The sequence below is a fragment of the Rhodococcus sp. 4CII genome (genome assembly GCF_014256275.1).
GTDB classification, from domain to species: Bacteria; Actinomycetota; Actinomycetes; order Mycobacteriales; family Mycobacteriaceae; genus Rhodococcus_F; species Rhodococcus_F wratislaviensis_A.
On record NZ_JACCFE010000002.1, the window covers coordinates 3171104 to 3192618 of the forward strand.

Below are 21515 nucleotides of genomic sequence, written 5' to 3' on the forward strand. Positions count from 1 at the left end.
TCATGTCGAACTATCGAAATGCACTCGTCACCGCGGCCATCGGCGCACTGGCATTCGCCCCGCTGGCCGCATGTTCGAGCAACGATTCGAGTACGTCCGCGGCCACCAGCGCAGCAGCGACTTCCACACAGCCCGAACCCGCCGCACAGGTCGACAACCTGACCGGCGTCAGTACCGCCGTCGCACTCGATCCCGGATTCACCGGCGCGCTGACGACCCTCGGTCTCACACCCGGGGTGGTGGGAACGGCAACCCTCGCCGACGGGTCGGTCAGCTTCCCCATCACGGGCGGCAACGTGAAGTATTGGGAGCCGGGCACGGTCGACCCCTACGTTCAGGGCGAAATCATGCACGACGGCAGCGGATTGTCGCTCGCCGCACCGGGAACCACGGTCGAGCTGACCGATTTCACGATCGACCCCGGCACCTCACTCCTCACCGGTGACGTGAGCGTCAACGGTGCCTCGGCCGCCACCGATGTGGTGTTGTTCGATCTCAACGGTCGCACGTTGAAGCCCCTGCAGACGGGTCCGAACGACACCGCGATCCTGCAGGGAACCGAGGTGAAGATGTCGGCGGATGCGGCCGGTCTGCTCAACCAGACGTTCAAGACGGATGCCGTGACGCCGGGCCTGCTCGTCGGTGTCGCCACCATCACGATCGCCACCAAGTGATCGCCGGCCCGCGAAATGGCAACTCGGACGCGCCGGTCGTCACCAGTTGGTGAACACCAGATGGTTGACGGCCAGCGCCCCGAGAGCCTGCACCGCAAGCCAGAACCGATGGCTGCCCCTCGGCAGGAGTGCGGGGGCGGCCAGGAGCCACATCTCGAACGGCAGCCAGATCCGCTCGGTCTCGGCCTTGCTCAACGCGCTCAGGTCGGCGATCACCACCGCCAGGAGCGCCGACAGCACGAGGACGGGGACCGGCGACAGCGCCCGGATCCGCGACCACGCGAACGCCCGGGGCAGCGCGGCGGGCACCGCCAGGCCGACGGCGCAGACGAGGGAGGCGAAGTTCGCCCATCCCCAGTACGCGAACGGGCGATCCGATGCGATGCCCTGGTAGTAACGTTCCTGGACCAGGTTGTAGCCGTCGAACCACCAGAATCCGTACGCCGTGAAGACGGCCGCCACCGCGACTGCCCCGACCAGCGCTCCCGCCAGCGGTCGGGCGGTGCGGGCGATCACCAGGACCGCGACGGCCGGTATCGCCATCAGACCGAGTCCGTAACTGAGGTAGACGCCGAACCCGAGCAGCACGCCGGCAGCGACGGCGACCGCACCGGGGTGCCGGACGGCGCGCCCCGCCGACAGCGCGAGCAGGGCGACCCCCCACGCCACGACCCCGGCGAACAGCGCGTCCGCCGACACGGCCACCCAGATCGCGGCCGGAGCGAGGGCGAGGAACGGCGCCGCCCGGCGAGCCGTCACCTCGTCACCGAGCGCGCGGACGGCGACGATCACGGCGGCGCCGGCACTCGACCCGACCGCCACGCACAACGCGGACGCCCACACCCCGCCGCCGAGCCCGATCCGGTCGAGCCACACGAACGTCAGCAGCGCACCGGGCGGATGCCCGGACACGTGCGTGGTCCACGAATCGGGCTGGTGGTCCAGGATCCGATCCGCGAAGCCCCGCAGAGTCGCCGGGATGTCGGTGATGCCCGGGACCTCGTGCAGATACTCGTCGGTGGAGGTCAGGCGGCCGACGAACCCCCGCTGCCAGCCGTCGACCAGCGCGAGCGCCATCGCCCACGCCGCGGACACGAACCACACGCCGACGGTGAGAGGGCGCCACGACAGCGTCTGCGCCAGCCCGGGCCCCCATACGACGACCGCCACCGCGAGGGCGATCGCGACGGGCGTCCCCCACCCCACGTGGACGTCGCGGAATCCGAACAGCGGCGCCGCGTCCGCGAAGTCCCGCACACTCTTCGCCGTGCGGTGGACGATGGGGGTGATCGTCTCGTTTCCGAGGCGGGGAACGACGAACGCGACCACCACGAGTACCAGGGCGAGCCCGGCGCCGGCGAAGTCGCGGTAGAGAAAGTTCCGCTCCTCGGCGCGTGGTGGAGATCCGATGACGTCATCTCCTTTCGGCGAAAGTCGCACTCGCGCCCAGCATAACGACGGAGGATGGAGCGTATGACCGCAACGAGTTCACCCGGCACGCCCCGCGCGGACGTCGCCGTGATCGGAGGGAGCGGCTTCTACTCGTTCTTCGACGAGGGAGCCGCGGAAGTCACGATCGACACGCCGTACGGCAGCCCCAGCGCCCCGATCACGGTGGGAGACGTCGAGGGCAGACGGGTCGCGTTCCTTCCCCGGCACGGCGTGCAGCACGAATTCGCACCCCACACGATCCCCTACCGCGCGAACCTGTGGGCGCTGCGGATGCTGGGCGTGCGGCAGGTGTTCGCACCGTGCGCCGCCGGCAGCCTCACCCCCGACCTCGGTCCGGGGGCGATGGTCGTACCCGACCAACTGGTCGATCGCACCAGCGGTCGCGCGCAGACGTATTTCGACGGCGGCGGTGTGCACGTCCAATTCGCCGACCCGTACTGCGACGACCTGCGCAAGGCCGCCTCCCGGCCGGGCACCGTGGAGGGCGGAGTGCTGGTGGTGGTGGAGGGACCGCGATTCTCCACCCGCGCGGAGAGCGTCTGGTTCGCCCGGCAGGGCTGGACGCTGGTCAACATGACGGGCCACCCCGAGGCGGTTCTCGCTCGCGAACTCGAGATGTGTTACGCCACCGTCGCTCTGGTCACCGATCTGGATGCGGGCATCGAGGCGGGGGCCGGGGTGCGCGCGGTCGACGTGTTCGCCGAGTTCGAGCGCAACCTGGGGTCGCTGAAGACGCTGGTGCGGTCGGCGATCGCCGCGGCCCCCGAGGGGCCCTGCGAAGCCTGCCGCGCCCATGAGGACGTGACCCTGCCGATCGAGTTGCCGTGACCTGTGCGCGGGTACTGCTTACGGGCGCAGCCGGATTCATCGGCGGGCACGTTCGCGGTGCGCTGAGCGACGCCGGTTTCGACGTCGTGCCCGTCGACGCACTGCTGCCTTCCGCGCACGGGGCCGACGCCGAACCACCGGACGGGGTCCGGCGCGCCGACGTCCGCGACCTTCCCGCGCTGACGGCGCTGCTGCGGGGCGTCGACGTGGTGTGCCATCAGGCCGCAGTCGTCGGGGCCGGGGTGGATGCCGGCGACGCACCTGCCTACGCCAGCCACAACGATTTCGGTACGGCGACACTGCTGGCGGCGATGCACGAATCCGGTTGCAATAGATTGGTACTCGCCTCGTCCATGGTCGTGTACGGGGAGGGGCGGTACCGCAACGCACGGGGCGAGTTGGTGACTCCCGCGCCCCGCAGGCGCGCGGACCTCGACGCGGGAATCTTCGACGATGCGGACCCGGAGACCGGTGAGCCGCTCGATTGGGCACTGGTGGAGGAAGATTCGCCGCTGCGGCCACGTAGCCTCTACGCCGCCAGCAAGGTCGCGCAGGAAAACTATGCCCTCGCGTGGTCGCTGGCCACCGGCGGTTCGGTGACGGCGCTGCGGTACCACAACGTATACGGCGACCACATGCCGCGCAACACCCCGTACTCCGGTGTCGCCGCGATGTTCCGGTCCTCCCTCGAAGCCGGCGAACCACCGCGCGTATTCGAGGACGGCCGGCAGACGCGGGACTTCGTGCACGTCCGCGACGTCGCGGCGGCGAACGTGGCCGCGGTCGACCGCGCACTGCCGGGGTTCTCGGCGTTCAATGTGTGCTCGGGACAACCGATCACAATCGGCGAGGTGGCCGCCACCCTCGCTCGAGCCTGCGGCGGCCCCGCGCCCCTCGTCACCAGCGAGTACCGTCCCGGCGACGTGCGGCACATCGTCGCCAATCCCCGTTCGGCCAGAGAGAAACTGGGGTTCCGGGCACGCATCATGCCCGCCGAGGGAATCGCGGCGTTCGCGCACGCACCCCTGCGGAACGCGGCGGCGGCAGGACCTCCCTGTGTCTGAGCGTGCCCCGATCACTCCGCCGGACGTCACCGTGGTGATCCCGTGCATGAACGAGGCCGGATCCCTGCCCGGGGTGCTGGCAGCGGTACCCCACGACTATCGGACGATGGTGGTGGACAACAACTCCACCGACGGAACCGCCGCCGTCGCGCGCGACCACGGTGCGTCGGTCGTCCGGGAGCAGGTCCCCGGCTACGGTGCGGCCGTGCACGCCGGGGTGCTCGCGGCCCGCACGACCGCGGTCTGTGTGCTGGACGGGGACGGTTCGATGGACCCCGGCGATCTCCCGGAACTGGTGGCAGCACTGAACTCTGGCGCCGATCTCGCGGTGGGACGGCGGCGGGCCGACCGGCGCGGAACCTGGCCGCTGCACAGCAGAATCGGCAACGCCGTCCTCGCCGCACGCCTTCGGCGCCGGTACGGGCTGCCCATTCACGACATCGGGGCCATGCGAGCCGTGCGCAGGCAGGACCTCCTCGACCTGGGTGTCACCGACCGCAGGTCCGGCTATCCCCTGCAACTCCTCGTCCTCGCAGGCCGCGCCCACTGGCGGGTCGCGGAACGCGACATCACCTACCGTCCGCGCACCGCGGGCACGTCGAAGGTGTCGGGTTCGCTGAAGGGCACCGTCGTCGCCGTCCACGACTTCTGGAAGGTGATCGGGTGAGTCTCGACGTCGCCGTACTCGTGGTCGCGAAGGCGCCGGTTCCCGGTTTCGCGAAGACGCGGCTCGCCCGGGAGGTCGGCGACGTCCGGGCCGCCGACCTGGCCGCCGCCTCGCTGCTGGACACCCTCGACGCCGTCCTCGACGCCCGCGTCGCACAGCGGGTGGTGGCGATCACCGGCGACCTCGACCGAGCCGTCCAAAGTCCCGACATCACTGCCGCGCTGGGACGTTTCACGGTCGTGCCGCAGCGGGGTGACGACTTCGCCGAACGACTGGTCAACGCCCACGCCGACGCGTTCGCCGCGTTCGGCCTGCCCGTCCTCCAGATCGGGATGGACACACCGCAGGTGACCGCGGGTCTGCTGGCGGACTCGGCGGGTCTGCTCACCGAGAGGCCGGGCCGATGCGTCCTCGGGCTCGCGGAAGACGGCGGGTGGTGGATCCTCGGCGTCCCCGACGCGGACGCCGCGGAGGCGATACGCCCGGTTCCCACGTCGAGTCCCGACACCGGCCGGCTCACCCGGGACGCGCTGCTCGCCGCCGGCGCCGAGGTGCTGTCGCTGCCGACACTCCGCGACGTCGACTACGCGACCGACGTCGCGCCGGTGGCCGCCCTGTGTCGCGAGTCCAGCCGCTTCCGCCGTGAGTACTTGTCAACCGCCCGCGGTTGACAAGTACTCACGGGTCGTTGATGCACGAATGTCCTACTGCTGTAACGCGCCGTCACTTCCACCCCACTCGACGACTCGGCTCCCGCGCGTACCATCGGAGTAGATGTCGGAGAGAATGACACGCCATCCGTCCACCGTGGCCGACTGGAGCAACGACCGCCGCAAGGCGCGTCTCCACGCGACGCGGCTCGGGCACCACTGGCAGAAATTCGGTCGCACCCGGCGCTTCCTCACCGCAGTCGCGCTCGGGACCGTTCCCCTGCTCCTGGCCGGCGGCCAGTACTGGGTGCACGACGTGCAACCCGAACGCGAACGCCTCGCGCTGACCCAGCCCCAGATCTCCGAGGTGTACGACGCGCACTCCCCCGCCGACCACGACACCGCGGTCGTCGACCTGGTCGGGCTGGGCAACAAGGACGCCACCGAGACCGCTCGAACGCTGTCCGCGTACGACCGCATCGGGCGGGTGTGGGCGGTCCGGTACGACAACGGCGGCATCGACACCAAGGTCATCAGCGAACTCATCGCCACCCGCGCCGCCGAGGAGGGCATCGACAACATCGTCCTGTCCGGCCACAGCATGGGCGGCGTCGTCGCGTTGGAGGTCGCGCAGCACATCTACGAGGACACGGATGCCGACCTCCTCGGTGTCGTGCTGGACTGCACGCCCGTCGACCTGCACGCCGTCCGCGCAGGCAGCCGCGACAGCGGCGAGGACATGCTGCGCTGGATCGGCTGGCTGCCCGGTGCCCGGGAGAGCAGGACGATGCGCCTGGTGGTGGAGACCGCGGCGCGTCAGAGCCGGTTCCTGGACACCGAGTCGGATTGGTACCCGCACATCGACGTCGCCGAGTTCCGGGACGTCCTCGACGAGGTCCTCACCGAGAAGGTGTTGTCGCACGACGTGGCGAGCAACGGGCTGATCGAATCGCAGTTCAAGACCATCGTCGCGTCCGGCGCGATCGACAACCTGAAGTCGCTGGCCGTGGAGACGGACGACAAACCGCGGCCCGGAATCGTCTTCGTGCGCCCCCGCGCGGGATGGAAGGACCCGGTGGTCGACGTCGACTACACGCAGAAGATCCTCGTCGAGCAGTCCGGCGGCGCCGACGGGACACTGCTCGTCGCGAAACTCGACGGCACCGGCCACGCCAACCCGAACCAGCAGCCCGTCGCCTACAACAACGCGATCACCGACCGGATCCTGCCGTTCCTCCGCCCCGTACAGCTCCGCCGCCCGTGAGTACTTGTCAACCGCCCGCGGTTAACAAGTACTTGCGGGTGCAGCATCCCCGTGCCGTCCGGCCCCGGCGGCGAAGCGTGCGGCACCCTCGACCATTCCGTTGGCCAGCGAGATCGCGCCGTGCCGAAATTCGTTGAGCAGCGCCTGATCCTCGGTGAGCCCGCTCTGCTCGAGCAGCGACAACCGGTCCTGCCGCATGCACACCTGGGGCAGGTCGGCGATCTCGGCGGCGAGCTGCTGGGCCGCGGCGAGGGCGCCGCCCGCCGCGACCTTCCGGTTGATCAGCCCGATGCTCAGGGCTTCGTCGGCGTCGACGGCCCGGCCGGTGAGGACGAGGTCCAGCGCGCGACTCTCCCCGATCAGCCGCGGCAGGCGGACGGTGCCGCCGTCGATGAGGGGTACGCCCCAGCGGCGGCAGAACACTCCGAGGACGGCGTCGTCACCCGCGACCCTCAGGTCGGCCCACAGCGCCAGTTCGAGCCCGCCGGCCACCGCGTGTCCGTCGATCGCGGCGATCACCGGTTTGGACAGCCGCAGCCGCGAGATGCCCATCGGTGCGTCGCCGTCGGGAGCCACCCGGTTTCCGTTGCCGGACGCGATGGCCTTGAGATCGGCTCCGGCGCAGAATGTTCCGCCCTCGCCGTGGAGCACGGCGACGGACGCGTCGGCGTCCGCGTCGAATGCGCGGAATGCGGCGGTGAGCGCCTCGGCGGTGGGCCGGTCGACGGCGTTGCGCACCTCGGGCCGGTTCAGGCTGATCGTCGTGACCGGGCCGTCGGTGCGGACGAGTACCACGTCGGAAGTCATCGAGTGCGCCTTTCCTCACTGGTACGAGCGACGGTAGCACTCTTGACGGAAGAACGGAACCGGTGTTCACTTCTTGGGTATGGCCTATCGGCGCACGCCCGCAGTCCAGGAACGACTGGACGCTCTCCGCACCACGCTCATCGATTCCGCGATCGGGCTGATCGCCCGCCACGGCTACGGCGGGTGCTCGATCTCCGCTGTCGCAGCCGAGGCGGGAGTGGGGACCGGCACCGTCTACCGGCACTTCGCGAACAAGGGTGAACTGTTCGCCGAGGTCTTCCGCATCGTCTGCAGCCGCGAGGTGAGCGCGGCCGTCGAATCCGGCAACTGCGCCCTCACCGCGGAAGGCGACAGGGTGGCGGCGGTGACCGCATCGGTCCGCACATTCGCCGAACGTGCGTTGCGCGCACCAACATTGGCGTACGCGCTGCTCGTCGAACCCGTCGACCCACAGGTCGACACGGAACGCCTGCTGTTCCGTGAATCGTTCCGCGACGCCCTCGCCGTCGCGATCGCCGCCGCCGTCGAGGCCGGGGAGATCCCGGAACAGGACGCCTCTGTGACCGCGGCCTGCCTCGTCGGCGCCATCGGCGAAGCGCTCGTTCTGCCCCTCGCGCGCGGCGCCGCCGACGCCGCGATCATCCCCGCACTGCTCACCTTCACCCTTCGATCTCTCGGGAGTCCGACATGAGTGCCACACACGAGGTCTTCAACCAGGTGCCGCCGCTGACCGACTTCGACGCGTCCGACTACCCCCCGATCCTCGAAGCGCTGCAACGCGAAGGCGCACACGACGCGCTCGAGGAACTGCACGACGTCGGACGCCTCGCGGGCAGCGCGGAGGCCCAGCGCTGGGGCGACCTCGCCGAGGCGCACCCGCCCGTCCTCCGCACCCACGACCGCTACGGAAACCGCATCGACGAGGTCGACTACGACCCCGCCTACCACCTGCTGATGACCACCGCCGTCGAGATGGGCCTGCACGGCGCGCCGTGGGCCGACCCGAATCCGCACGCCCACCTGATCCGCGCCGCGAAGATGGCAGTGTGGGGCCAGGTCGACGCCGGCCACGGCTGTCCGATCTCGATGACGTACGCCGTCGTCCCCGCCCTGCGGCACAATCGTGAACTGGCGGAACAGTACGAACCCCTGCTCACCGCGCGGGTGTACGACCCGGCGCTGCATCCGCCGCTGACGAAGGCGGGCCTGATCGCCGGGATGTCGATGACGGAGAAGCAGGGCGGCTCCGACGTCCGCGCGGGCACCACCCGCGCCGTTCCGCAGTCCGACGGCAGCTACCTTCTCACCGGGCACAAGTGGTTCACGTCGGCGCCGATGTCCGACGTGTTCCTCGTACTGGCCCAGGCACCGGGCGGGCTGTCGTGCTTCTTCCTGCCCCGGGTGCTGCCGGACGGCACCCGCAACCGGATGCACCTGCAGCGCCTCAAGGACAAACTCGGCAACCATTCCAACGCCAGCAGCGAAGTCGAGTACGACGAGTCGGTGGCCTGGCTGGTCGGCGAGGAAGGTCGCGGCGTTCCGACCATCATCGAGATGGTCAACATGACCCGCCTCGACTGCACCCTCGGCACCGCCACCGGCATGCGCGTCGGTACGGCTCAGGCCGCCCACCACGCCGTGCACCGCAGTGCGTTCGGCGCCCACCTTGTGGATCAGCCGCTGATGCGGAACGTGCTCGCCGACCTCGCCGTCGAGTCGGAGGCCTCCACCACCGTCGCCCTGTGGCTGGCCGCACTCACCGACCGGGCGACCGCGGGCGACGAGCACGCGAACACGTTGCGGCGGATCACGCTGGCGGTCAGCAAATATTTCGTGTGCAAACGCGGGCCGATCCACGCCGCCGAGGCCCTGGAATGTCTGGGTGGCAACGGGTACGTGGAGGAGTCGCGGATGCCGCGGCTGTATCGGGAGGCTCCCCTGCTGTCCGTGTGGGAGGGCTCCGGCAACGTCGCCGCCCTCGACACCCTGCGCGCGATCGCGAAACAGCCGGAGACACTTCAGGTGTTCTTCGACGAACTCGATTCCACCGCCGGTGTCGACGCGCGACTCGACGCCGCGGTCGCCGACCTGAAAGCTGGATTCGGCGACATCGACACGCTCCAGCACCGGGCCCGTCGCGTCGTCGGCGACATGGCGCTCGCCCTCCAGGGTTCGCTGCTGATCCGCCACGGCCACCCCGCGGTGGCCGACGCGTTCTGCGTCAGCAGGCTGTCCGGCGACTGGGGCACCGTGTTCGGCACACTGCCGACCGGCGTCGACACCGCCGCCATCATCGACCGCGCCACACCCAAGGTGGGATCGTGACCGGCCACGACGACCACGCGGGCACCCGTCCGGCCGCGTGGCGCGACGGCTGGGACGAGGGCGGCGACTCCCTGTTCGCGGATCGTGCACCGGCTCGCGGAGACGACAACTCGGGGTACCGGACCCTCACCTACGAGGTGACCGGCCGGATCGCCCGAATCACATTCGATCGACCGGAACACGGCAACGCGATCACCGGCGACACGCCCTTCGAGATCGCCGACGCCGTCGAACGCGCCGACCTCGACCCCCGCGTCCACGTCATCCTGGTGTCGGGACGCGGGAAGGGATTCTGCGGCGGATACGACCTGAATGTCTTCGCCGAACACGGCGGCGCTCCCGGCGAGGCACCGGACCGTACGGCGGGAACCGTCCTCGACCCGGTGGTCCAGGCGCGCAACCACAATCCGTTCGGCAACTGGGATCCGATGGCCGACTACGCGATGATGAGCCGGTTCAACCGCGGCTTCGCGAGTCTGCTCCACGCGAACAAGCCGACGGTCGCGAAGATCCACGGTTTCTGTGTGGCCGGCGGCACCGACATCGCGCTGTACTGCGACCAGATCATCGCCGCGGACGACACGAAGATCGGTTATCCCCCGACCCGGGTGTGGGGTGTTCCTGCAGCCGGCATGTGGGCGCATCGCCTCGGCGACCAGCGGGCGAAGCGGTTGCTCCTCACCGGTGACTGCATCACGGGCCGGCAGGCGGCTGAATGGGGACTCGCGGTGGAATCCGCGCCCGTCGACGAACTCGACGAGCGGACGGAGCACCTCGTCGGACGGATCGCGCAAATGCCGATCAACCAGCTGATGATGGTCAAACTCGCCCTCAACAGCGCGCTGCTCACCCAGGGCGTCACCAACTCGGCCATGGTCAGCACCGTCTTCGACGGCGTCTCCCGGCACACCCGCGAAGGGTATGCGTTCCAACTGCGCTCGGCCACCGCCGGATTCCGTGAGGCCGTCCGGGAACGCGACGAACCGTTCGGCGACCACAAGCACCCGTGAGGGGGGATTGCAACACGATGCAACGCTTGTTACCGACCGCGAGGAGGGGTGTGCTGTGAGTCACAACGACAACGAAGGAGAGGCTCATGACACAGACCGTCCAGCCGCCCACGCTGCAGACGTCCTCGACGCCTCAGGAGCGGGTCGACCTGTGGTTGGCGAATTTCGAAGGCGCACTCGCCTCGCGTGACATCGACCGCGCAGCGGGGATGTTCGCGGTCGACGGTTTCTGGCGGGATCTGGTGGCGTTCACCTGGAACCTCAAGACAGTCGAGGGCCGGGACGCGGTCGCCGCAATGCTGCACGCACGGCTGGAGGACACCGATCCCGCGAACTTCCGCACCAGCGAGACCCCCGACGAGGCCGACGGCGTCACGTCCGCGTGGATCGAATTCGAGACGGCGACGGGCCGCGGCAAGGGGCATCTGCGCCTGAAGGGCGACGAGGCCTGGACTTTCCTCACCACCATGCAGGAGTTGAAGGGCCACGAGGAACGCCGGGGACGGAACCGGGTCAAGGGCGCCGTCCACGGCTCCGGCGGCGACACCCTCAGCTGGGCGGAGAAGCGCGAGATCGAGGAGAAAGAACTCGGTTACACCCAACAGCCGTACGTGCTCGTGATCGGTGGAGGTCAGGGCGGTATCGCCCTCGGGGCGCGGCTGCGTCAACTCGGGGTCCCCGCCATCGTCGTCGACAAGAACGAGCGGCCCGGCGACCAGTGGCGCAATCGGTACAAGTCGCTGTGCCTGCACGACCCGGTCTGGTACGACCACCTGCCCTACATGCCGTTCCCCGACAACTGGCCGGTGTTCGCGCCGAAGGACAAGATCGGCGACTGGCTCGAGATGTACACCAAGGTGATGGAAATTCCGTACTGGTCGTCCACCACCTGCACGTCCGCGACGTTCGACGACGACACGAAGGAGTGGACCGTCGTCCTCGATCGAGACGGCGAGGACGTGGTGTTGCACCCGAAGCAGTTGGTGCTCGCGACGGGCATGTCGGGCAAACCGAATGTTCCCACGTTCCCGGGCCAGGACGTCTTCAAGGGCGAGCAGCACCATTCGAGCCGGCACCCCGGTCCGGACGCGTATGCGGGCAAGCGCGTCGTCGTCGTCGGGGCCAACAACTCCGCGCACGACATCTGCAAGGCGCTGTTCGAGACCGGTGCCGACGTGACGATGCTGCAGCGGTCGTCCACGCACATCGTGAAGTCGGATTCCCTGATGGATCTCGGCCTCGGCGACCTCTACTCGGAGCGCGCCCTCGCGGCGGGCATGACGACGGAGAAGGCGGATCTCACGTTCGCGTCGCTGCCGTACAAGATCATGCACGAATTTCAGATCCCGGTTTATCAAAAGATCGCCGAACGAGACCGGGACTTCTACGATCGGCTCGAAAAGGCCGGGTTCAAGCTCGATTTCGGTGACGACGGGTCTGGTCTGTTCATGAAGTACCTGCGCCGCGGTTCGGGCTACTACATCGACGTCGGCGCGTCCGAGCTCGTCGCCGACGGCAGCATCCACCTCGTGTCCGGACAGGTCGATCGGCTGACCGAGGACGCGGTGGTACTCACCGACGGCACGGAACTGCCCGCCGACCTGGTCGTCTACGCGACGGGCTACGGCTCGATGAACGGCTGGGCGGCCGATCTCATGGGTCAGGACGTGGCCGACAAGGTCGGCAAGTGCTGGGGCCTCGGCTCCGACACCACCAAGGATCCCGGCCCCTGGGAGGGCGAGCAACGGAACATGTGGAAGCCCACCCAGCAGGAAGCCCTGTGGTTCCACGGCGGCAATCTGCACCAGTCGCGGCACTACTCGCTGTACCTCGCCCTGCAGCTCAAGGCCCGGCACGAGGAGATCCCGACGCCGGTCTACGGGTTGCAGGAGGTGCATCACCTCAGCTGATCGGTACCGGCACGGCAGCGGCGCCCCCCATCGTGCGGGGGCGCCGCTGCCGTGCTCCGGTTCACCCGGCCGACGTCGACGCGCCGACTGCGGCCGCCAGGGAATCGAACTGCGCCCGGATGAGCGCCACGTAGTGCTCGGGGTCGTCCATCATGTTCGGATCCGCGAGCACCGAGATGGTCAGGGAGTTGCCGAGCGAATGGACCGCGTGCGTCAGACCCTGCCGCTCCGACAGTGCCGCGGCACCGTACGTCGACACCGCCTGCGCGTCCCGCAACCACAGGTCTTCGCCACCGCGTGCGACGTTGGTCGTCCCCACGTTGAAGTACGGAACGGACGAGGACGGGGACGGTAGCCGGGATGCGATCCAGCTGATCGGCCGCACGATGAAACCCGGAGTCACGTCGACCAGCGACTCGGAACGCAGCACCTCGGCGCGCTGTTTGCGGTCCCGCTCCGCGGCTGCGGAGGCGTGGATCGCCCGAAGACGCTCCACGGGGTCGGCGATGTCGGTGTGGAGGTCGACCTGCAGGACCGTGAGCTGGTTCGCCGACTCCAGGTGTCCGAGCGACCGGATCGACATGGGAACTTTCGCTCCCAGCGACTGTTCGGGTTCTTCGCCGATCTCCCGCAGGTAGTCGCGAAGGGCGCCGGCCACCAGCGTCAAGGCCAAGTCGTTGACGGTCACATCTCCGGCGGCGGACCGGATCGCCCGGGCGTCGTCCAGCAGGAACGACGCGGCATCGAACGTCCGCTCCGGGCTCACGCTCCCGTTGAACCGGGTGGCCGGCCGCATCCGCGGCGGCACCCGCACGGCCCCACTGTCGACCGCGGCCTTCACTTCCTTGCCCGCGGTCGAGACGTGCCGGATGCCTCGCACGAACGTCCGCAGCTGCCGGGAAACGGTCGGAAGCGCCTGCATGACCGATCGCGGGCCGACAGGCTTCTGCGGCCCCGTCCCCGGCTGTCGCTCCACCCGACCGGAGAAGAGTCGGCGGGTCATGTCCAGGGTGACCGCGCCGTCGCCTACCGCGTGGTGGAACTTCAGCAGCACTGCGGACACCTCCGCGGCACCGTCGATGTCAGTCAACCCGGTGACGACCCTCATCTCCCAGGGCGGACGCTGCAGATCCAGCCCGCTGCCGACGAACTCCGAGGCGATGCGACGGAACTCGCCCCACCCTCCGCCGCGCGCATCGATGACCTCGAGATGGTTGTCGATGTCGAAGTCGTGGTCCGGGACCCAGCTCGGGTGGTCGAGGTCGAGAGGAACCCGTCGCAGCCGGCGTGTGAACACGTCGACCGCCTGCACTCGTTCCGCCACGAACGCCCTGACCTCGGCCGACGTCATCGCACCTCGTGGATCCGTCGACGTGTCGAAGACGTACATCGCGATGCTGAGCAGCGGGGTGTTCGCCTGCTCCAGATACACCCATGCGGCGTCGCGGGGGTACAGCTTCACTTCTTCGGGCTCCTTCTGGTTGGACGACGATCGATCGACTCGGGGCCGCGCGTCCGACGAGCGCTAGCACAAGAGCCACCGAAAGCGCGAGTCCCTCGCGACGACGTTCGCCGATCCGCGAGCGAATAGTGATTGAACAAGCGACCAGTGTCGGCGGCAGACCACCGATTGCCCAGGTTCGCGAAACTCGTGGGTGACACCGGCGGACAGCCACGCGAACAGAACGGGACATACTTGTAAATTACTCGCGGGTAACATAATTCGAGCTGGCGAGCGCTCGCCCGATACCGCACCCTCGCGGGCGGACCATCGCCGCGAATTTCGTCACCACCTCCGCCTCGCACATCGCTGTTCGAGTCCGCCGAGCACCCCCTCCGCACTGTAACAAACTGGAAAGTATGTGAAGATTCTCAGGGAAATCACAGGCTCCTACCTCTACACCAAAGGATCGAGCGCGATGACGCAGCCCTCCGCCCCCGGGGAGCAGTCGGCCCCCCGGCCGACCGCACACCCCACCGCGCCAATGCTGACCGTGGTCATACCGGCCTACAACGAAGAGGCCACCATCGGCCGAGCGCTCGACGCGCTCGTCGCGCAGGCCGACCAGATCGACGAGATCATCGTGGTCGACAACAACTGCACCGACGACACCGTGGCCGTGGCCCAGGCCCACGAAGCCGCAGGCAAGATCCGCATCATCACCGAGGAACTGCCCGGTCTGATCCCCGCCCGCAACGCGGGCATCGCGGCGGCGAAGACACCGATCGTCGCGCGCATCGACGCCGATACCATCGTGCAGCCCGGCTGGGCGCAGGCGATCCGCGAATTCTTCGCCACCGCCGACGCGGGATTCGGGGCCGCACTCGGTCCGTTCGAGCAATATGACATGCCCCTGCAGGGCGTCCAGCGATTCATGGTTCGCGTGGCATCCGACACGAAGAAGGACGCCGGCATCCAAGAAGCTCGCGGCGTGTACGGCGCGAACATGGCGGTGCGCAAGACCGCATGGGAAACCATCCTGCCCGCACTACACGAGGGCCGCGGTATCTGGGAAGACTCCGACATCTCGCTTTCGCTCCATGGTGCGGGGATCAAGATCGCGATGCTGCCCGGCATGAAGGTGCAGGTGTCCGGCCGGCGGATGCTGTCGTCTCGCAAGTCGTACTTCGAGTACACCGCATCGCTTCCCCGTACGCTGCGCGCCCACGGGCTGACGAAGCAGGCGCGCGTCTCGTGGATCGGCGTGTGGCTGGTTCGGACGATGTATTTCATCTTCTGGATCCCCACCCGCAGTTTCGACCCTGTTACCCGCAAATACAGTGTGCGACGCATCTTCTCGGATCACGAAGACCGGATCATTCCCTGATCCGCACAGGTCGAAGCGTGAGGGCGTTCGCCTTGCTCACCTCGCCTCGAGGACCCCGGTCAACTGCTTGACGGTCTTGGCCGCCAGTACCTCGAATGCCAGGCGCGCGACGGGGTCGGCGAATCGCGCCAGGCCGGTGAACCGGAGCCGGGCGCGGTAGGTGATCGACGTCGAGTTGTCGTCTACTTTTTGGAAGGCCAAGTCGTCCGACGTGGCGGCCCTCTTGTTGCGCCCCTCGAACACGACGTGATCGGGGTCGTCGCGGGTCATGCGATAGGTGAGTTCGGTGGTCCGCCCGAAGAACGAGGACACGTTGTGCCATTCCGTGCCCACCGCCACCGGACCGGGGGTGGTCTGCTCGCACCGTTCGGTCCCGGGATCCCAGGCGGTGGTGTTCGCGAAGTCCCGTAGGTACGCGACGACCTTCTCGAGCGGTGCGGCGACGGTGAACGTTCGACGGACTTCGGCCACTCCGGCCTCCTATGCGCAGTCGCGGCAGATCAGCTGTCCGCCCTCTTCGGACGCGAGGCGCGACCGATGATGGACCAAGAAGCAACTGCTGCAAGTGAATTCGTCGGCCCTCTTCGGAACGACGCGGACCGTGAGTTCCTCACCGGACAGGTCGGCGCCGGGCAGTTCGAAGGACTCCGCCGTGTCGGTCTCCTCGACGTCGACGACGGACGACTGCGAGTCGTTCCTCCGTGTCTTCAATTCTTCGAGCGAGTCCGCGGCGAGTTCGTCGTCGACGGTAACCCGTGGTGCGTCGTAGTCGGTTGCCATGACTTCCTCCCTTTGGCTCATGTTCCCCGTGTAGTGAAAATCTCCACTTGCGGGGCATGGTTGCTAGACAACGCATCGATCCCGCATTTTGTTCCCGAGTGACGGCGACTCGCCCGGTGATTGCGGGATGCCCGTTCCGGGTACGCCTCAATCACCCGATAATCACCCGATCGGAAGGTGGTCAGTTGATGGCGAGTGCCCACGACGAGCCCGGCAATCCCTCGCCGAATCCGGAGCCTGTGCCGCCGGAGCCGGGTCCTCCACCTGTGCCGCCGACGCCGACGCCGCCCCACCCGTTTCCGCCCGAGCCCGGCCCCGAACCCGCACCTCCCGAGCCCGGACCTCAGCCGGGGCCGCCTGGACCGCCTCAGCCGCCCACGCCACCGATTCCCGACCCGACACCTCCGTTTCCGCCGCAAATGCGCAGTTCGAACCCTTCCCGGTAGGTTAGGCTCACCTACGGTACGTTGAAGCGAACGCACGACCGTCTCGAGTTCCTGACTGTGCGTGCCGGCTCGACCTGGCGGGGGTCAGACACGAGACGGGCACGACCGCAGTCCCGAACGACCCGCAGAGGGGGCCCGGGACACACTCGACGCCTCCGGCAGACTCGCCTGACGCACACTCACTTCGACTGGTCTTCGAGCCGGGTGAGCGCGACGAGGGTCCGGACCCCGTGAATCAGGGCGCGCTCGTCGAGATCGAACCCCGGCTGGTGCAGTTCCTGACGGGGTCCGGTTCCGTTCCACACCCCGAGCCGCGCCATCGCACCCGGAACCCGCTCGAGGTACCACGCGAAATCCTCGCCTCCGCTGGACTGCTGGGCCTCGTCCAGATGATCGAATCCGACCACCGATTCGATCGCTTCCCGCAGGTCCGCGGTGCAGTCGGGATCGTTGACGACGGGCGGGACGCCCTGCAGATAGGACAGCTCGTACCGCACGTCGTACGGGGCGAGCAGGTGGCAGATCGTCTCCGTGACCAGCGGTTCGAGCGAGGCCCACGTCTCGCGGGAGGCGCTGCGCAGCGTGCCGACCAGCTCGCCCGACTCGGGTACCGAATTCGCGACCTGCCCGGCGGCCACCTTGCCCCAGGTCAGGACGGTCGCGGTGCGGGCGTCGACGCGGCGGTCGAGGACCGACGCGAGTCCCGTCACCAGGACCGCGGCGGCGTGGATAAGATCGCCGGTCAGGTGCGGTCGAGCGGTGTGTCCGCCCGCCGACCACAACCGCACCGTGACGGAATCGTTGGACGACGTGATCGGCCCCGTCCGGGTCGAGAGCTTGCCGACCTCGAGGTGCGGGTCGCAGTGCAGCGCAAAGATTTTCGAGACCCCGTCGAGTGCGCCGGCGGCGATCGTGTCGACGGAGCCGCCCGGTGTGGTCTCCTCCGCGGGCTGGAAGATCAGTCGGACCGGGGACGGCGGCGGGTATTTCACGAGCACGGATGCCGCCCCCATCAGCATCGTCGTGTGGGCGTCGTGGCCGCACGCATGCGACACGCTGGGGACCGTCGACTCGAACGGCAGGCCGGTCGTCTCGGCGACCGGCAGCGCGTCGAGGTCGGCACGTAGCGCGACACGATCGCCCGTCTCCGGCCCGAGGTCGCACCACAGACCGGTTCCGCCGGGTAACAGGACAGGTTCGAGGCCGAGACCGACGAGGTGGTCCCGCACCACCTTCGTGGTGCGGCGTTCCTCGAACGACAGTTCCGGATGCGCGTGCAGGTCGCGGCGCCACTCGATCAGCTTCTTCTCGTCGAGTTCCGTCGACTCCGTCCACGTCATGTCGGCGGTGCCGCCGCGGTCCCAGAGCCGGGCGCTCCAATACCGCCGGGTCCGCCCGGCGCCGGTCGACGTCGGGCCGGGCGCAATCGGCGCCCGCGGTGGCTCCACCTCGGGGAGGTGCTCGGTGCGGCCCGCCGTCTCCGCGAGCAGCAGATCGACCACGTCCGTGAGCCGACCGCGGCGCCCGAGCGCGTGACGTTGCCGGGCTGCGGAACTCCCGTGGGCCGTCGCGTCCGCGGTCAGCGCCACCACATTGTTCCAGTCGCCCGACTCCTCGAGTTGAGGACGCAGCGAGTTCACGAAGTCGTCCACGAGTTCCGACGCCGGCCGCGCCCGCGGAACCGTCATGTCGACGAGGTCCGACTCCAGGCCCGACCGAGCGGCCCGCCACAGCGCCGCACGGGTCAGCGTCGGCACGACGTCAATCCCCTTCGTCCCGGCGTGCAGCCCCGCCACCTCGCGCTCCACGAGCGCGCGGAACAGCGCGGCGATGAGCACGACCGTGTCGAGTCGGGGACAGCTGTCGCACACCCGCAGTTCGAGAGTCGGCAGTTTCACCGACGGACGGACGTCGAAATAGGCCATGCCGGGATCGCTGATCACTCCGCTTGCGACGAGGGCGTCGATCAGGGCGTCGTACTCGGCGGCCGTGGCGACGGGCGCGGCCGGTCCCGTGCTCGGCCAGCGCAACCACAGCAGCGTCCTCGCGCTGGCGTAGCCGGTGTCCGTGCCGTCCGACCGGAACGGGGAACTCGCGCTCAGCGCCAGCAGCACGGGCATGTACGGGGCCACCCGGTGGGCGACCTGCACGGCGTCGTCGCGATCGGGCAGGTCGACGTGAAACTGGGTGCCGCAGATCAGCTGTTCCCGGGCGAGCATCTGATAGTCCGCGAGCATGCGCCGGTAACGCCGCGACCCGGTCACGTGCATTTCGGCGGGCAGGGCCAACGGCATCGAGCCCGCCGCCGCCACGCCGATGCCGATCCCCTCCGCCGCGGCGATGAGCAGCGCCCGGTGCTTGTCCAGGTCGCCGCGCAACTCGCCGAGGTCGGTGTACGCGCCACTGTTCACTTCGACGACGCACTGCTGCAGTTCGTCGACGTACGCGTCGTCGGGAAGTCGTGCCAGCAACTCCGGCGCGCGGGTGGTCAGGCGCCGGGTCTTCAGATCGATGAGGTGGAATTCCTCCTCGACACCCACTTTGCGTGGGCCGCTGGCGTGCACGATGCGTCTCTATCGCTCCGTGGCACCCTCGGTGTCGTCGAAGAACGCCCAGGTGCCGTCCTCGTCGACCTCCATCCGCCAGCCGAGTTCGGAATTATCTGCGCGGACGTCGACGAACCACGCGTGCGCGTCGCCGGCGCTCGGAATCTCCTTCGTGTCGACGACGCTGCCCTGCGGATCGATCACTCGATATTTCGCCATGGTCGTCGGGTTCCCCGCCCGCCGGGGTCTGAATCATCGAACCGGCTATCCCGTGCCGTCACCCATCACGGCGCCCTCCCGTCGCGGGTCCGCGCCGCCGACCCACCCCGAGTCCCGGCGCTGCAGCGCACTGAGCCCACTGGACTGCGGGGCGACCGACACCTGGTGTCCCATCGCCCGGAGTTGCGCGACCAGCGGGTCGCCGGCACCGTCGTCGACCGCATCGATGTTCGGATGCTCACCGCCGACACCGGTGACCGGGGTGTTCGCTGCCCCGAAGTCGACCGCCGACACGGCCTGCTGCGGGTTCAGACCCCAATCCAGCATTCCCACGAGCGTTTTCACGACGAACTGGATGATCACCGAACCGCCCGGGGAACCCGTCACGTACTGGACGTCTCCGCGCGAACCGTCGCTGCCGCGGTCGAAGACGAGCGTCGGCGCCATCGAACTCCGCGGACGCTTACCCGGTTCGACCCGGTTCGCGAGCGGTGCGCCGTCCGGTCCGACCGGCTGAGCCGAGAAGTCGGTGAGCTGATTGTTGAGCACGAAGCCGTCCGTCATGTGGAACGACCCGAACGCCGATTCCACCGTCGTCGTCATCGACGCCACGTTGCCGTACTTGTCGGCGATCGAGATGTGGCTGGTGCCGTGTTCCTTGTCCTGCGGTTGCACGCCCAGCGGAACGGGCCCGAAGTTGCCGGGTTGCGCGGTGCCCATGCTCTTGCCAGGGTCGATGAGGGCGGCCCGCTGCTTCAGGTAGTCCTCGTTCAGCAGCGTGTCGACGGAATTGCCGGGCATCGGAACGAAATCCGAGTCCGCAACGTATTTGTCCCGGTCTGCGTACGCCAGGCGCTCCGCCTCCGAGATGAGATGGACTGCCTCCGCCGTCGGCTTTCCGCCGTTGTCGTCGAGGTTCGCCGGACCGTACTGCGACAGGTCGAAGTGCGACAGGATGCCCAGCGTCGCCGCGACCGCCGTGCCACCGGACGAGGGGTTCGGCATGCCGCAGATCTCGTGGTCCCGGTACGGCGTGCACAGCGGTGTCCGCTTCTTCGCCTGGTACGCGGCGAGGTCGTCGAGGGTCATCTGGCCGGGGGTGCGACCGCCCGTCGCCGTGGCCGTCGCATCGACGATGCCCTGGGCAATGGCACCGGTGTAGAAGGCGTCGGCGCCGCCCGCCGCGATCGCCCCGAGGGTCTTGGCCAGGGCGGGGTTCGTCAGCTTGGTCCCGGCCGGCTTCGGACTGCCGTCCGGATTGAGGAAGTACGCCTTCGACGCCTCGTCGACGGCCAGGTCGGGCGCGGACTCGGCGATCTGCCCGGCCATCCGGGGGCTGATCTCCAGGCCCTGGTCGGCGATTGCGATGGCCGGGTCGAACAGGTCCCGCCACTGGTCCCGTCCGTGTTCGCGGTGTGCCATCTCGAGCATCCGCACCACGCCCGGAACTCCGATGGACCGTCCGCTCGCGCGGGCGTCGGGCCTGGGCTCGGTGCGGTCGGTGTCGCTGATCCAGCGCAGGTAGTTCTCCGTCGCCGCCATCGGCGCGACCTCGCGCCCGTCGTACGCCTCGACACTGTCCTGCCCGGCGTCGTAGTACAGCAGGAACGCCCCGCCGCCGATCCCGGAGGACTGCGGTTCGACGAGACCGAGCACCGTCTGGGCCACGATCAGCGCGTCCGCGGCCGTTCCCCCGTCCCGCAGCACCTCGCACGCGGCCTGCGTCGACACCGGGTTGGCCGTCGACACCGCGTACGACGCCGTATCGACGGGCGTCATCCCGGAGCGGTACACCGTCGCGATCTCGGGGTTGGTCGCGAGATTCTGGGTGGCCGGCGCCGGACCCGGCGGCGGCGCCGCGGTGATCGGGGTGCCGTTGGGAACGTCCGCGCACGTGGCCGCGGGGTCGCTCTGCGGCTCCTCGTCCGACGCGCACGCGGCCAGCATGCCGACGCACAGGGCGGCGGCCAACGAGGCCCGAATTGCTGTTCCGATACCCGTCACAGGACCCATCGATGAACCCTAACAGCGGGGATCCGGCGAAT

The 21515-nt window shown here is 68.8% G+C and carries 19 protein-coding genes; 11 read left to right on the forward strand and 8 right to left on the reverse strand.

Features of this window, described 5'->3' with window-relative positions; genetic code table 11:
* The first annotated feature begins 2 nt into the window (after positions 1-2).
* Positions 3-674 carry a hypothetical protein gene (locus H0B43_RS15375; RefSeq protein ID WP_185727135.1) on the forward strand — a complete coding sequence of 224 codons (672 nt, stop codon included), beginning with the start codon at positions 3-5 and terminating at the stop codon, positions 672-674.
* Between the two features lie 39 nt (positions 675-713).
* On the opposite strand, the gene H0B43_RS15380 is transcribed toward H0B43_RS15375, so the two are convergent.
* Positions 714-2084, reverse strand: a complete 1371-nt coding sequence (locus tag H0B43_RS15380; protein ID WP_397517512.1) for a hypothetical protein — start codon at positions 2082-2084, stop codon at positions 714-716.
* 63 nt (positions 2085-2147) lie between these two features.
* Here H0B43_RS15380 and H0B43_RS15385 point away from each other — a divergent pair, with 63 nt between their 5' ends.
* The 5 genes from H0B43_RS15385 to H0B43_RS15405 all read left to right on the forward strand — a co-directional run bounded on the left by H0B43_RS15385 (position 2148) and on the right by H0B43_RS15405 (position 6599).
* A complete protein-coding gene (locus H0B43_RS15385; RefSeq protein WP_185727134.1) occupies positions 2148-2954 on the forward strand; it encodes an S-methyl-5'-thioadenosine phosphorylase in 807 nt (268 codons plus the stop codon).
* Positions 2951-4018: an NAD-dependent epimerase/dehydratase family protein gene (locus tag H0B43_RS15390; protein WP_185727133.1), complete on the forward strand. Its 1068-nt coding sequence runs from the start codon at positions 2951-2953 to the stop codon at positions 4016-4018. The genes H0B43_RS15385 and H0B43_RS15390 overlap by 4 nt, the downstream gene beginning before the upstream one ends.
* Positions 4011-4685, forward strand: a complete 675-nt coding sequence (locus H0B43_RS15395; protein ID WP_185727132.1) for a glycosyltransferase family 2 protein — start codon at positions 4011-4013, stop codon at positions 4683-4685. Before H0B43_RS15390 ends, H0B43_RS15395 begins: the two co-directional genes overlap by 8 nt.
* Entirely contained in the window at positions 4682-5356 is a 675-nt protein-coding gene (locus tag H0B43_RS15400; protein WP_185727131.1) for a DUF2064 domain-containing protein, read from the forward strand. The genes H0B43_RS15395 and H0B43_RS15400 overlap by 4 nt, the downstream gene beginning before the upstream one ends.
* A gap of 103 nt (positions 5357-5459) precedes the next feature.
* Entirely contained in the window at positions 5460-6599 is a 1140-nt protein-coding gene (locus H0B43_RS15405; protein WP_252189783.1) for an alpha/beta fold hydrolase, read from the forward strand.
* 21 nt (positions 6600-6620) lie between these two features.
* Here the strand turns inward: H0B43_RS15405 and H0B43_RS15410 are convergent, their stop codons facing one another.
* Entirely contained in the window at positions 6621-7406 is a 786-nt protein-coding gene (locus H0B43_RS15410; protein ID WP_185727130.1) for a crotonase/enoyl-CoA hydratase family protein, read from the reverse strand.
* 79 nt (positions 7407-7485) lie between these two features.
* Between H0B43_RS15410 and H0B43_RS15415 the strand changes: the two genes are divergently transcribed.
* The 4 genes from H0B43_RS15415 to H0B43_RS15430 all read left to right on the forward strand — a co-directional run bounded on the left by H0B43_RS15415 (position 7486) and on the right by H0B43_RS15430 (position 12651).
* On the forward strand, positions 7486-8097 hold the full coding sequence (locus H0B43_RS15415) for a TetR/AcrR family transcriptional regulator (protein WP_185727129.1): 612 nt from the start codon (positions 7486-7488) through the stop codon (positions 8095-8097).
* On the forward strand, positions 8094-9731 hold the full coding sequence (locus H0B43_RS15420) for an acyl-CoA dehydrogenase family protein (protein ID WP_185727128.1): 1638 nt from the start codon (positions 8094-8096) through the stop codon (positions 9729-9731). The genes H0B43_RS15415 and H0B43_RS15420 overlap by 4 nt, the downstream gene beginning before the upstream one ends.
* Entirely contained in the window at positions 9728-10741 is a 1014-nt protein-coding gene (locus tag H0B43_RS15425) for a crotonase/enoyl-CoA hydratase family protein (RefSeq protein WP_185727127.1), read from the forward strand. The genes H0B43_RS15420 and H0B43_RS15425 overlap by 4 nt, the downstream gene beginning before the upstream one ends.
* A gap of 86 nt (positions 10742-10827) precedes the next feature.
* Positions 10828-12651 (forward strand): NAD(P)/FAD-dependent oxidoreductase, encoded by a 1824-nt coding sequence (locus H0B43_RS15430; RefSeq protein ID WP_185727126.1) that lies wholly within the window; start codon positions 10828-10830, stop codon positions 12649-12651.
* Between the two features lie 61 nt (positions 12652-12712).
* On the opposite strand, the gene H0B43_RS15435 is transcribed toward H0B43_RS15430, so the two are convergent.
* Entirely contained in the window at positions 12713-14113 is a 1401-nt protein-coding gene (locus tag H0B43_RS15435; protein ID WP_185727125.1) for a wax ester/triacylglycerol synthase family O-acyltransferase, read from the reverse strand.
* A gap of 457 nt (positions 14114-14570) precedes the next feature.
* Here H0B43_RS15435 and H0B43_RS15440 point away from each other — a divergent pair, with 457 nt between their 5' ends.
* Positions 14571-15479, forward strand: a complete 909-nt coding sequence (locus H0B43_RS15440) for a glycosyltransferase family 2 protein (RefSeq protein ID WP_185727124.1) — start codon at positions 14571-14573, stop codon at positions 15477-15479.
* A gap of 36 nt (positions 15480-15515) precedes the next feature.
* On the opposite strand, the gene H0B43_RS15445 is transcribed toward H0B43_RS15440, so the two are convergent.
* From H0B43_RS15445 to ggt, 5 genes are all read right to left on the reverse strand, one after another.
* Positions 15516-15950, reverse strand: a complete 435-nt coding sequence (locus tag H0B43_RS15445; protein ID WP_185727123.1) for an SRPBCC family protein — start codon at positions 15948-15950, stop codon at positions 15516-15518.
* 9 nt (positions 15951-15959) lie between these two features.
* Positions 15960-16259 carry a DUF4193 domain-containing protein gene (locus tag H0B43_RS15450; RefSeq protein ID WP_005248611.1) on the reverse strand — a complete coding sequence of 100 codons (300 nt, stop codon included), beginning with the start codon at positions 16257-16259 and terminating at the stop codon, positions 15960-15962.
* A 625-nt stretch (positions 16260-16884) separates the two neighbouring features.
* Positions 16885-19269 carry a glutamate--cysteine ligase gene (locus H0B43_RS15455; protein ID WP_185727122.1) on the reverse strand — a complete coding sequence of 795 codons (2385 nt, stop codon included), beginning with the start codon at positions 19267-19269 and terminating at the stop codon, positions 16885-16887.
* A gap of 9 nt (positions 19270-19278) precedes the next feature.
* Entirely contained in the window at positions 19279-19470 is a 192-nt protein-coding gene (locus tag H0B43_RS15460) for a hypothetical protein (protein ID WP_185727121.1), read from the reverse strand.
* Between the two features lie 45 nt (positions 19471-19515).
* The gene (gene ggt, locus H0B43_RS15465) at positions 19516-21483 is read right to left on the reverse strand and encodes a gamma-glutamyltransferase (protein ID WP_185727120.1); all 1968 of its coding nucleotides are present in this window, start codon (positions 21481-21483) and stop codon (positions 19516-19518) included.
* Positions 21484-21515: the final 32 nt, after the last annotated feature.